Below are 12,018 nucleotides of genomic sequence, written 5' to 3' on the forward strand. Positions count from 1 at the left end.
CTTCCGTCAATGAATACCCATTCTTGATCCAAGACGCCTCGTAATCTAAAAAAAATTTATTCCACAATCCCTTGCTTGCCCAACGATTAAAGCGATTGTAAGCAGTTTGCCAAGGACAAAATTCTTGGGGAATATCACGCCATGTGGCGCCTGTACGCAGTTTCCATAAGATCGCTTCCATGATATTTCTACTATTCTTTGAACAGTAACAACCGTGTAATCGCATAGTATCTTGAATTTGCTGCCAGATATCATCAGTGAGAAGAGTGCGTGCCATTGGAAAAATATAGAAATGAAAAGAGCTTAAAGGGGGATTTTAAGTATTTAAAACCAATTCTTCAAATGAGGACACGCCCTAGTTAAGAAACCTTATTATGATTTTGCGAACTATTATTTGTTATTCATAATTATATGTATAAAAAATGGCTATTAATCACTGGGATCAATAGCCATTAGGGTTGAGAGCTTTAAAAGCTTAGTTTGGTACTTCCGGTAAATCAAACCAGATCACTTGCACATCTTCGCTTGCTTTAATTTCTGTGTCATCCAGAAAAGCAATTGCGCCGCCAGCTTTAACCGTATGTTCAGCTATCTGGACAGTGCCAGAAACAACATGTACATAATTAATATGCTGGGTCGCTTTCACTTCCAGACTTTGGCCTTGCTGAATCACCGCAGTTTTGACTTCGGCATTCTGACGAATATGCATCGGTGCATTGTCATTCGGACCACAAATCAAATGCCATTGGTTTGGTTGCTCATGCGGATCAAGACGGATTTGCTGATAGTTAGGCTTGGCATCACGTTCATTTGGAATAATCCAGATTTGCAGTAAATGGACCTGTTCGTCGCCTTGGTTCATTTCACTGTGCCGCACACCAGTCCCTGCACTCATCAGTTGCCATTCACCCGCAGCGATTCCGCCATGATTGCCCATGCTGTCCTGATGGGTAATGGTGCCTTTCAGCACACAGGTCAGGATTTCCATATTGTCATGTGGATGTGTGCCAAATCCCTGATGTCCATCAATCAGATCATCATTAATCACGCGTAAAGCACTGATACCCATATACTTTGGGTTATACCAGTTACCAAATGAGAAGCTGTGTTTAGACTCCAGCCAGCCCATTTTTACATGACCACGATTTTCGCTAGGATGTAGAAAAGCATTCATGATTTCATCTCGACATTATTTTTAACTTGAGATCATCATACTGTCGTTTTATAACTGAAAAAATCTCAAATAGGCGACAGATCATTGCATTTTTGCAACGACATAACTGAAAGTAAATATAAGGAATAAAAAAAGCCCACTTAAAAGCAGGCTTTTATTTAAATCGTTAGACCGATCATCATTCTAAGAAACGAACCGTTACGCCAGATTTGACTTTACGGCCAAGATCATTGGCATCCCAGTTAGTCAAACGAATACAACCATGTGACGCTGTTTTCGAAATGGTAGACGGGTTTGGTGTCCCGTGAATACCAAATGATTTCTTGCTTAAACCAATCCAGATATTCCCGACAGGACCGTTAGGACCTGGTGGTAAAGATAGTGGTTTTAAGTTTTTACCTTGTACAAAGTTAGAAGGTGAATAGCTGTACCAAGGGTTTGGTGCGACACCTGTTACTTTATAGGTTCCGGTTGGAGATGGTGTATCCGCACTACCAATGGTGGCAGGGAATGACGCGATCATTTGATTTTTACTGTTAAATAAGTACAGTTGTTTCGCACCTTTATGTGCAACAATCAAGTGAATACCTTCAGGCAAGTCATTGCGTACATTGCTGACCAGTAATTTTTCACCCACTTTATTAAAGTTAGCATTTGGATTGAGTTTCTTTAAGAAATTCTCATCCATATGGAATTTTTCACTCAACATTTCACTGACACGTGTGTAGTACAGGCCTTTCATTTTCGCCTGTAACGCATAATCTGAAGGAATAGACTTGGCAAATGGGCCTGCCAGATCTTTTTCAGTAATGGTGTATTCAATAAAGGTTGGCTTAGAACCCTGACGTGCCACCAGTTTATCCCAGGTTTCCTGAGTCAAAACACCGTTTGGCTTGATGCCATTCATTTGCTGGAAAGATGCAATCGCTTTAAGTGTGTTTTTACCGCTGGTTCCGTCAATCGCACCCGGTGATGCATGGGCATTATTCAGCATGACATGCGCACGTGCGTAAACGGGGAATTGACCTGCACCGATATTTTCATACCATTGGGCATTGTTTAAGCCGTCTAAAGTCCACGAAGCTTTGGTCGCCGCAGAGTTAGTCGGTGCTTTGGTATTTGGTGCTGCGCCAATAGAAGTAGTTTGATCTTCGGTATCCTGTAGCTCATTCAGCGCTTCAGATGCCTGTTTTAAGTCTTGTTGTTCTTGTGCGGTAATTTGCGCTTCTGCAGGTGCTGCTTGGGCCGCTGAAGCTTCAGTTGCTAGTGGATCAATCGGATCTTGCACTGCAACATCAGTCACCACTTGGGGTTTTAATGGTTGTTCAGCAGTAGACGCGGCAAAAACTTGACCTGCGAAAATGCAACCTAGACTCACAGCGAGCATTGTGCGAACGAACATGTAACTCAACCTCAAGAATTATTTCTTTAACTATGTGAAAAAACACTATAAGTATTACAGAAAAAATGTGGAGATGCAGTAGTTGTTTTGTGTAAATCGCTAGGTCGCCGTTCAATCCGATCGGTTTTTAAAGTTGCCAGAAGTTATTAAAACTGCGACCTTTTTGCTATGATGTTGGCAATGTCAAAGAAAGATAGGAATGTGAATGACGACCTTAAAAAATGATCGTTTTCTGCGCGCATTGTTGCGTGAGCCTGTAGATGCTACGCCAGTATGGATGATGCGTCAGGCTGGCCGTTATTTGCCTGAGTACCGCGAAACGCGTACCAAGGCAGGAGATTTCCTTTCGCTTTGCAAGAATACTGAACTGGCCTGTGAAGTAACTTTGCAGCCTTTACGCCGTTATGATCTTGATGCCGCGATTTTATTCTCGGATATCTTGACGGTTCCGGATGCTTTGGGACTGGGGCTGTATTTTGAAGCCGGTGAAGGCCCGAAATTTCACAAGACCATCCGTACCGAACAGGATGTCGCCAATCTGCCTGCATTTAATGCCAAGTCGGATCTGGATTATGTGATGAATGCCGTTTCGACCATTCGTTCAGCCTTGGGCGGTCAGGTTCCTCTGATTGGTTTCTCGGGCAGTCCATGGACTCTGGCAACGTATATGGTCGAAGGCGGTTCAAGCAAGGATTTCCGTTTTACCAAACAGATGATGTATGCGCAGCCTGAAGTTTTGCATGCTTTACTGGATCGTCTGGCTGATGCAGTGACTGAATATTTGAATGCGCAGATCGATGCGGGTGCACAAGCGGTACAGATCTTTGATAGTTGGGGTGGGGCATTAGCACATCGTGAATATATCGAGTTCTCGCTGAACTATATGCAGAAGATTGTCGCTGGTTTGCAACGTGAGAAAGACGGCCGCAAGATTCCGGTAATTCTGTTTACCAAAGGTGGCGGTCAATGGTTGGAACCGATGATTACGACAGGCGCAGATGCATTTGGTCTGGACTGGACCACGCCATTGAATGTCGCTCGTCAAACGGTTGCTGGTCGTGCAGCACTTCAGGGTAACCTGGATCCTGCAACTTTATATGGTTCATCAGACACCATCATTAAAGCGACAAAAGCCATGCTGGATGATGCCTATGCCAATGGCGAGAAAACCGGTTATGTTGCCAATTTAGGTCATGGTATTACCCAGTGGGTTGATCCGGCGAATCCAAAAGCATTTATTGATACCGTACATGAGTATAGTGCCAAATATCTTTAGGATGTAAACCTTGATCGATCTATTCAAATCAGGGTTTGAATTTACTTATAAGGCAGCTTCGGCTGCCTTATTTGGGATTTTACTCCTGCTCGCTTTTGCGCTGACTGCTTCTATGGGCAGCGATCTCTTCTTTGGTTTTTACCGGTATGACTATCTGCTTTTTTTTGCTTTGCTGATTCAGGTGATATTGCTCTATACCAAACTGGAATCCTGGGCTGAAGCCAAAGTGATTGCGTTATTTCATCTCATGGCCATGGTGATGGAAATCTTCCTGACCCATCCGGCAATTGCTTCCTGGCATTACCCTCAACCCGCAATATTTAAAATCCTGACCGTGCCTTTATTTGCCGGTTTTATGTATTCTGCGGTCGGCAGTTTTTTTGCGCGCTCTTTACGTCTATATCAGGTTTCATTTGAAAAATTGCCGCGTTTTAGCCATATGCTGACATTGGCTGTCTTGTCTTATATCAACTTTATGAGCAAGTTTTTTATTCCCGATTATCGGGTGATTTTATTTGTCTGGAGCGTGCTGATGTTCTGGAAAACCAGAATTCGCTTTCAGCTGAATCGGCATACTTTTCAGTTGCCGATGTTACCCGTACTGCTGATTCTGGCGTTTATTATCTGGATTGCCGAGAACATCAGTACCTTTTACCAGATCTGGCTCTATCCAAGCCAGATTGAGCAATGGCATATGGTGGGATGGGGCAAACTGGGCTCCTGGTATTTGTTGTTATTGCTGAGTCTGGTGTTAGTACTGAAAATCTTGGGACAGCGTAATTCACAAGGCGATTGGGCGCTCAAGGAACAGTAAAATCAATCAGGTTATGTTTATGTAAAGCATACATTTTTTCAATTGCGCCAAACTTGACTTGTCGCTACTCTGCTTGAGTATGTAATTTAAATTACATTATTAGAGTAATAACAAAGATTGCATGAGAATAATTGGAGAATAACTATGTTGAAAAAAATTATGCTGGCGGCGGTATTGGCGACTGGTTCAAGCATGGCGATGGCTGACCGAGATGTCGGTTGTGGTATCGGAAGCCAGGTGTGGGCGGGTCAGTCTGGTATTATTCCTAAACTCTTTGCAGGTACGACCAACGTTCTGTTCACGAATCAGTGGCTCGGGATCACTTTTGGTACCTTGGGTTGTAGCCAGGGCGGTACCGTAACCGCTCAAGTGGTGACCTTTACCAATGAAAACGCTGAAGCATTGGCGCGTGATATGGCAGTTGGAGAGGGTGAAAGCCTGAATGTTCTGGCTGAACTTTTGAATATTAAATCTGAAGATAAAGCTCGTTTCTTTAGCGTTTCCAAGCAGAATTTCTCTGAAATTTATTCCGAAGAAAACCAGAATACATTACAAGTTTTAAGCACCTTACAAACTGTGATGGCCAAAGATGAAGTATTGAAATCCTACATCTGATCCGCACCCTAAAAACCCTGCTGTTCTGGCAGGGTTTTCTTATGACTAAAAGAAATTGATGAGAATAAGTTAACTGAATGAAATATGCGTTCTTCATGTTGGGCCTGACATTCAGCCCTTTAAGTTTTTCTAGCGAAATTAATCCAGACATCCAGCATTATATCGCTCAGGCCGAAACTCAGCATCTGGATCAGAGCACTACCTGGCAACGTCTCATGTATGCCAATCCCCAAGGTCATAGCGAGGTTAACTATTCGGGCTATTTCCTGGCAGAGCAGGGAAAAACTGATCTAAAAAAAGAAATGCAGCATAACATTCAGGCTTTATTCCTGAGCGCAGAGCCGAATCAGTCCGTCCGCTGTAAGTTTCCTGCACGCAGCAGCTGGTTAATGCAGCAATTGAATATTTCCGAGCAACAATTGCCTGCGGTCAGTTGCCCGGATTTGGATAAATGGATTGGCGAGGTCAAGCCTTATCAGGCAACCCTGATCTATGCCACGGATTTTATGGGTAATCCCAGCTCGATGTTTGGTCATACCTTGTTGCGTCTGGACCCTAAAGACCAGCAACAACTCAATCTGATTTCTTATGCGGTCAACTATGCTGCGACGGTCGATGGCAATGACAACTGGTCCTTTGCCTGGAAAGGGCTGACTGGACAATATCCGGGTGAATATTCACTGATGCCGTATTACCGCAAGGTCAAAGAGTATGGTGACTTTGAAAGCCGGGATTTGTGGGAATATGAATTAAACTTAAGTCCGCAAGAAACCAGGTTTTTGGTACAGCATCTCTGGGAAATGCAAAATGTAAGTTTCCCTTATTATTTTATCAGTGATAATTGCGCTTATCGCCTACTGGGACTGTTTGATCTGGTACGTCCCGAGCTAAATCTACAGAAACAGTTTAATTCGACTGCGATTCCGATTGAAACACTAAAAGTAGTAGAACAGCAGGGCTTGATCAAACAGAAAGTTTACCGTCCGGCGCTTGAAACTCAATTGCTGGCACAGTCCAGACAGCATGGCAAAGCGCTGGCAAAAACTGCGCATCAGCTGGCTTATGCAGAAACAGGTGCAATGCCTTCAATCTTGCAGCCCTATCCGGCAGAAGATCAGGCCAAAATTCTGGAAATGGCCTATGATCATTTATATCTGGACTTTCTCCGACAAACAGTCGATAAATCATTTTCCCAGCCACGTTTTCGCAAGTTATTAGGCTTAAGAAGTCAGCTGAATATCGAGAAGCAGCGTAAAGCGCCTGAACGTCCAAAAATAGACCCGGTACAAAGCCATCATGCACGGAATATCAGTCTTCAGGCCGGACAGGTTCAGGGTGAATCCTTTGTCCAGCTAGGGCATCGGCAAGCCTATCATGATCTCATCGACCCGCAAGGCGGTTTTCGAACCGGCACACAATTGCTGTTTCTGGATGGGGCTTTGCAATATCGTGACAGTGAACTCAAACTGGAGCATCTGGATCTATTGACTGTCAATTCCTATAACCCCGTCAATCCGTTTAATACGCCATTGTCTTGGGGTTTTAATCTGGGCTGGCAACAGGAAGCACTGAATGCGCATGGCCAGTTTAGTGAAGATGAGCAGCATGGCGTTGCCAGCTTAAAAACTCAGGTCGGTTATAGCTGGGCAAATGTCAGCCGTGAACATCTATGTTATGCACAAATGCAAACTCAGCTACAGGCAGGCAAGACACTTGATCAAGGCTGGCGCGTAGGTGCAGGCCCCACCGTGGGTTGTCAGAATATCTGGAGCGATCAGATTAACAGTCTGGTGCAGGTGGAACTGCCTTATTGGGAAGATTCGCATCGCTGGCAGCTGAAACTGAATACTGAACTCCAATATGCATTCAATCCACAACATGCACTTCGGCTGTCTTGGGAATATCAGCAACAACAGTCCAAAGACTGGGATCAATGGAGTCTTGGTTTGATCCGGTATTTTTAAGATTTAGTTAAAACTGATCAACACTATTCATAAAGTGCTGTGTATCTGTGAGGCTACTGTTCGGTTTTCCCTTGCATAAAAAGATTAGCTGGGTTTGGTGCAAATAATCTGGTCGATATTTTAGGAAAAATACCTGATATTTGCTATATTTATCACATAATGTGAGTGCAAATTGCAAGGTTTTGGGGAACAGACAGTATGAATAATGAATGCATGGCAAGACTGGCCGAGCAATGGGAACAGATCTGTCAAAATTATTCATCTGATGACTTATTGCATGCCTTTCACTTTATTCAAGATCATTCCCTGATTCTGGTGGAAGAATTCTATAAAAATATGCTCATTGAAAAGGAATCTGCAGAATTCTTTTCTGATGACTTGATTCAACAGCGCTTGCGTGACACTTTAAATGCCTGGCTACTTGAAAGCTTTAGTGTAGGAATTAATAAACGCTATGCCGATGCCGTGCAGAAACAGGCGATGGTGGGGCATGTGCATGCGCGTGTCGGAATTCCGTCCTGGCTGATCATGCGCGGTGTACGTGAAATTGAGCGTAAAATGTTTGAACTGCTGGATGAGAATCCTCACCACAGTATGTTGACCACCTGCAGTTATATTGTCCAAATCATGGGATTTGCCACAGAAGTCATGTGCCGATCTTATGAAGCCAAAACAGCCATGAATCAGGAAATTAAACACAGTTATCGTGTTTTTTCAGCGATGCAGGATGTGGCCGTACAAAAAGATAAACAGCGCAGCTCATTGCTGGACTGGGAAAATGAGCTCATGTTCAAGGTCTTTTCTGAGCATGAGAAATTGAATCATCCGATGCTGTCCAAGTCTGAGTTCGGTTTATGGTTTATCCATAAAGCCTCTTATGCTTTTACCGGTTCTGATCAGGTCGATTTAATCATTGAACGGATTTATCAAGTCGATGAACTTAATCAAGATATTATGGACTGTACTGACAAAAACAATATGCTGGGACTGATCCAGCAGATCCGTGACTTAAACCGCGAAATTCAGTTGTTGGTAGATCAGTTATTTCAGGTGGCCGAATATATTGAATCAGGTAATGATTCATTGACCCAGTTACTGAATCGCCGTTATTTGAATACCATTATTTCACGTGAAATCACTTTTTCTCGTAAGAATCATACGCCTTTGTCTTTACTTGCTATCGATGCTGATTATTTCAAAAGTATTAATGACAAATTCGGACATGCAGCAGGTGATCTGGCCTTGAAATTTCTGGCCGAAGCATTGCAAAAATATAGTCAGGGCAGTGATTATGCTTTTCGGGTCGGCGGTGAAGAGTTTTTGCTGTTACTGGTGGATACTGATGAAAAACGTGCCCTCAATATCGCCGAAAGTATTCGTAAATATATTGAAAATGGCATGATTAATTCGGCACAAGGCCAGCAGTTTAAATTTACGGTGAGTATTGGTTGTGTGCTTTATGATGGACATCCGGATTATCAGCGCTTCCTGAATGCGGCAGATTCTGCCTTGTATATGGCGAAGAACAACGGGCGTAACAGAGTTTATATGGCTCATCAGTCCTTGAACCCTGTCGCACAGCCACTCTCAGTTTAAATGAAAGGTTTTTAGCCAGTTGCAGACTGCTGCTCTATAAATTCCTGAAATTTCTGTTTTTGCTGGAGATATTCGGGATGATTTTTAGCTTCATCCCATTTCTGTTTAAAGATTTTGGCAGCAGCGGCTTTAACCGGATCTTCATGATTACGTGGTAGCTCGGAACGGCCATGCGCACCACTCAAGCCTTTTTTATCCTCCGGAACCGGGCCATCGTATTTTTTGCCACCTTTATGATTGGCATAACGTCGGGCACGGGTGAAACCCATCTGTAAAAACTTGCGTGCCATGTCCGCACCGATAAAATCTTCTTGCTTTAAATAGTCTAGAAAAAGCTGATAGATTTTCTCGCTACTGGCTTGTGCTTTTTCTTCATCTGCAAAGCGCCAGTGCGGCAGGATTTCTGATTTATAAGGCTCAACCAGTAATACACCTTGTTCACCACGGCCAATCCGGTAGAGCTCCGGTCGTTTGCGGAAATTAACCTTTGCAAAGTCCAGAGAATAATCAAAACTATTCGAAACTACACGTGACGGACGTTTTGGTGGCGCTACTTTGGCAGATGGCTTCATATTCGGCCTTTTCTGAAATTTAAAATTGCTCAATATTTCAGCTAATACAAATTATAAAAATAAAGGGGCAGGATACAGAAAAGCCCCTGTCATTTAGAGCTAGGGGCTTTCATTTTACTTCGATTTTTTTGAACTGGTCTTCGAGGTTTTAGCCTTGGTTGACTTGCTCTTAGAGGAGCTACTCGACTGCTTTTTAGCAGGCGCCGATTTTTTTGAAGAAGACTTTTTCACTTTAGTGTCGTCTTTACTCTTGTTGCTGCTTTTCGCTTTAGCCGGTTTTTTCGCGGAAGAGGTCTTTTGGTCTTTCGCTTTATCACTGGCTTTTGAGCTCGAATTTTTCTTCACCTTCACTTTTTCATCTTTGCTGGCATTGTCTTTCTTAGAAGATGCCGCTTTAGATTTACTGCTCGCCGCTTTTTTAGTGACTTTGCGATCACTGTCTTTGTCACTACTCTTATTCGACTTTTTCAGTTTCTCATCTTGGGTCTTTTTAGCAGTTTTTGCTGATTTTTTGCTGTCTTTCGCCTGGTTATTTTTACTATTCGCCATGGTTACTTTCCTTATCATTAAAAATCAATCAGAAAGATATAAAGCGCTTTGCTGTATATCAACTTCAAATTACTTTAATGGGAGAGCGGCAGGATTAAAACTTTATCATGTATCCAAGTGTAGGCTTGTTGCAAACACAAGCAGGAATTGTTTGAGTTCTAGACTGAAACATAGCAAGTTTTGGGACAGGTCTTTAAACCCTGTTACCAGGTGTTATTTATAGCAAGTGAGCTTTTGAATTAAGTATTGATATCCTCTTCCTTTAAAAGCAAAAAACCCCGAATGATCGAGGCTTTGAGTAACTTATTTTTAAGCTTTAATAATTAATAGCTTTCTGGAACCGCACTTAAAAATTCACGACGTGTTTCTTTGTCGGTTTTAAAATCACCAATAAATGATACCGTACGTGTGGTTGATTCCTGCTTGCCTACACCGCGCATCATCATGCACATGTGCGCAGAATCAATCATTACTGCAACACCGCGTGCTTTGGTGACTTCAGCCACTGCTTCTGCAATTTGCTGAGTCAGATTTTCCTGAATTTGTAAACGGCGTGCAAACATTTCAGTAATGCGGGCAAATTTAGACAGGCCTAAAACATGACCTTCAGGCAAATAGGCGATATGAACGCGGCCATAAAATGGCAATAAGTGATGCTCACATAACGAATAAAATTCGATATTTTTGACCAGTACCATTTCACGGTTATCGGAAGGGAAGACTGCCTTGTTGGTCACTTCTTCAAGTGTCTGGCTATAACCCGAGGTTAAATATGAAAATGCTTTCGCAGCGCGCACAGGCGTATCTTTGAGACCAGGGCGATTTAGATCTTCGCCAACGGCAGTAAGAATGTTTGCGTAGGATTGCTGCATAGTCATATGACGTATTCACTTAAACTGAGAATGAACAAGGACGGCATTGTAGCAGAAAACTTTTACAATGCCTTGTTTTGAGGCTAAAACCGTTTACTGTTTGAACTTTGGATTCTTTTCTGCACGTTTGAGCAGAACCAATACTGCACCGGTACCTCCTTGCTTTTCAGGTGCACTGACAAAAGCCAAAACATCGCGATGCTGACGCAGCCAGCCGTTGACATAGGTTTTTAAAATCGCTTCTGGACCTTTACCATGTACGATTTTAATCACGTTCTGGTTTTCATCTTTGGCGATCTGGATAATCTGCAGCACGGCTTGACGCGCTTCTTCCACGGTACAGCCATGCAGATCCACAGCTTCAAACCAGCGCAAGTTACCGGCTTTCAAGTCTTCAAACACTTTATGCTGCAAGGTGGCGATGCGATAGCTCAAGTTGGCCTGACTGCCGACAGGATTGAGCATGGCCTGAGTATCTGATAAAGCCATGGCCTCTGTTTCCATCGGGCCAGTAGCCGCTGCACGCTTTGCTAGGATTTGTGCATCCGGCTTTTTCTTGCGTGGTTTGTCCAGTTGAACCGTATTTCCCGATTTAATTTTTTGCACGCCCTGCATTTGCTTGCGAAATAGGTCGAGGTCCTCAGCCTGTTCTTGCTCCGCTGTTTTCACGACAGGGGCAACAGGTTCAGCCTTGGCAGGCTGATTAATTTGCTTTTTAAAGTCTTTCAGCAAATTGTACTGATCTTTAGAAAGCGAAGAATCGTGTTTGCTCATAATCTGGAAACGGGGAGAGACGGAATTTAAAAGAATTATAGTCTGAAAATAGCTAAAGGAGAACTGAATTGCGTTCAGGGCAAGCAATCAAAATCTTCAAGCTATAAACGTCGCTGCTCTGTGTGCCTGAATAGGCATATTGATATTACAGAAATACAAAAGATATCTTTCATAAGTCAAAAAATGATCGTTACATTCATATTTAATGAATTTTGGAAGTTCCTTCTCCCTCTGGGAGAAGGTTAGGATGAGGGTAATTCATAGAAACAACCTCTCCCTAGCGCTCTCCTATAAGGAGAGAGAACTTCTTTTTAATGATTGGCGGATTCAAGCGGCAAGTGCAACAGTATAAAAACCAGCCATAACTTCACTCGGTGTATACCAACCTAGTGTTTTTCTAGGACGATGGT

Annotated in this window: 11 protein-coding genes and 1 pseudogene; 5 read left to right on the plus strand and 7 right to left on the minus strand. The window is 43.0% G+C overall.

Going from position 1 to position 12,018, the window contains the following annotated elements; genetic code table 11:
- The 3 genes and pseudogenes from NI469_RS14585 to NI469_RS14595 form a co-directional block, all read right to left on the minus strand.
- Positions 1-277: pseudogene (locus NI469_RS14585) on the minus strand (transposase); the annotation flags it as partial.
- Positions 278-475: 198 nt separating this feature from the next.
- Positions 476-1,174: a pirin family protein gene (locus NI469_RS14590; protein ID WP_253175605.1), complete on the minus strand. Its 699-nt coding sequence runs from the start codon at positions 1,172-1,174 to the stop codon at positions 476-478.
- Positions 1,175-1,352: 178 nt separating this feature from the next.
- Entirely contained in the window at positions 1,353-2,576 is a 1,224-nt protein-coding gene (locus NI469_RS14595) for a L,D-transpeptidase family protein (RefSeq protein ID WP_253175606.1), read from the minus strand.
- Between the two features lie 205 nt (positions 2,577-2,781).
- Between NI469_RS14595 and hemE the strand changes: the two genes are divergently transcribed.
- The 5 genes from hemE to NI469_RS14620 all read left to right on the plus strand — a co-directional run bounded on the left by hemE (position 2,782) and on the right by NI469_RS14620 (position 8,841).
- A complete protein-coding gene (gene hemE / locus NI469_RS14600) occupies positions 2,782-3,852 on the plus strand; it encodes a uroporphyrinogen decarboxylase (RefSeq protein WP_005246858.1) in 1,071 nt (356 codons plus the stop codon).
- A 10-nt stretch (positions 3,853-3,862) separates the two neighbouring features.
- Positions 3,863-4,666: a DUF817 family protein gene (locus tag NI469_RS14605; protein WP_004646389.1), complete on the plus strand. Its 804-nt coding sequence runs from the start codon at positions 3,863-3,865 to the stop codon at positions 4,664-4,666.
- Between the two features lie 144 nt (positions 4,667-4,810).
- Positions 4,811-5,281, plus strand: a complete 471-nt coding sequence (locus NI469_RS14610) for a DUF3015 family protein (protein WP_004279577.1) — start codon at positions 4,811-4,813, stop codon at positions 5,279-5,281.
- A gap of 77 nt (positions 5,282-5,358) precedes the next feature.
- Positions 5,359-7,245, plus strand: a complete 1,887-nt coding sequence (locus NI469_RS14615) for an Lnb N-terminal periplasmic domain-containing protein (protein WP_180037803.1) — start codon at positions 5,359-5,361, stop codon at positions 7,243-7,245.
- A 198-nt stretch (positions 7,246-7,443) separates the two neighbouring features.
- Positions 7,444-8,841, plus strand: a complete 1,398-nt coding sequence (locus tag NI469_RS14620; protein ID WP_253148672.1) for a diguanylate cyclase — start codon at positions 7,444-7,446, stop codon at positions 8,839-8,841.
- A gap of 11 nt (positions 8,842-8,852) precedes the next feature.
- Here NI469_RS14620 and NI469_RS14625 read toward each other — a convergent pair whose 3' ends face one another.
- The 4 genes from NI469_RS14625 to NI469_RS14640 form a co-directional block, all read right to left on the minus strand.
- The gene (locus NI469_RS14625) at positions 8,853-9,413 is read right to left on the minus strand and encodes a DUF4385 domain-containing protein (protein ID WP_247144120.1); all 561 of its coding nucleotides are present in this window, start codon (positions 9,411-9,413) and stop codon (positions 8,853-8,855) included.
- Between the two features lie 114 nt (positions 9,414-9,527).
- The gene (locus NI469_RS14630) at positions 9,528-9,962 is read right to left on the minus strand and encodes a hypothetical protein (protein ID WP_253175607.1); all 435 of its coding nucleotides are present in this window, start codon (positions 9,960-9,962) and stop codon (positions 9,528-9,530) included.
- A 323-nt stretch (positions 9,963-10,285) separates the two neighbouring features.
- Positions 10,286-10,834: a GTP cyclohydrolase I FolE gene (gene folE, locus NI469_RS14635; protein ID WP_004730181.1), complete on the minus strand. Its 549-nt coding sequence runs from the start codon at positions 10,832-10,834 to the stop codon at positions 10,286-10,288.
- Between the two features lie 93 nt (positions 10,835-10,927).
- Positions 10,928-11,608: a Smr/MutS family protein gene (locus NI469_RS14640; RefSeq protein WP_253175608.1), complete on the minus strand. Its 681-nt coding sequence runs from the start codon at positions 11,606-11,608 to the stop codon at positions 10,928-10,930.
- Positions 11,609-12,018 lie beyond the last annotated feature (410 nt).

It is taken from the genome of Acinetobacter lwoffii, from assembly GCF_024129735.1.
GTDB classification, from domain to species: Bacteria; Pseudomonadota; Gammaproteobacteria; order Pseudomonadales; family Moraxellaceae; genus Acinetobacter; species Acinetobacter lwoffii_H.

Bases quoted from the DNA above. Each gene is read 5' to 3' on its own strand.
- NI469_RS14590 (WP_253175605.1), bottom strand. From the start codon at position 1,174: ATGAATGCTTTTCTACATCCTAGCGAAAATCGTGGTCATGTAAAAATG.
- NI469_RS14595 (WP_253175606.1), bottom strand. From the start codon at position 2,576: ATGTTCGTTCGCACAATGCTCGCTGTGAGTCTAGGTTGCATTTTCGCA.
- hemE (WP_005246858.1), top strand. From the start codon at position 2,782: ATGACGACCTTAAAAAATGATCGTTTTCTGCGCGCATTGTTGCGTGAG.
- NI469_RS14610 (WP_004279577.1), top strand. From the start codon at position 4,811: ATGTTGAAAAAAATTATGCTGGCGGCGGTATTGGCGACTGGTTCAAGC.
- NI469_RS14615 (WP_180037803.1), top strand. From the start codon at position 5,359: ATGAAATATGCGTTCTTCATGTTGGGCCTGACATTCAGCCCTTTAAGT.
- NI469_RS14620 (WP_253148672.1), top strand. From the start codon at position 7,444: ATGAATAATGAATGCATGGCAAGACTGGCCGAGCAATGGGAACAGATC.
- NI469_RS14625 (WP_247144120.1), bottom strand. From the start codon at position 9,413: ATGAAGCCATCTGCCAAAGTAGCGCCACCAAAACGTCCGTCACGTGTA.
- NI469_RS14630 (WP_253175607.1), bottom strand. From the start codon at position 9,962: ATGGCGAATAGTAAAAATAACCAGGCGAAAGACAGCAAAAAATCAGCA.
- folE (WP_004730181.1), bottom strand. From the start codon at position 10,834: ATGCAGCAATCCTACGCAAACATTCTTACTGCCGTTGGCGAAGATCTA.
- NI469_RS14640 (WP_253175608.1), bottom strand. From the start codon at position 11,608: ATGAGCAAACACGATTCTTCGCTTTCTAAAGATCAGTACAATTTGCTG.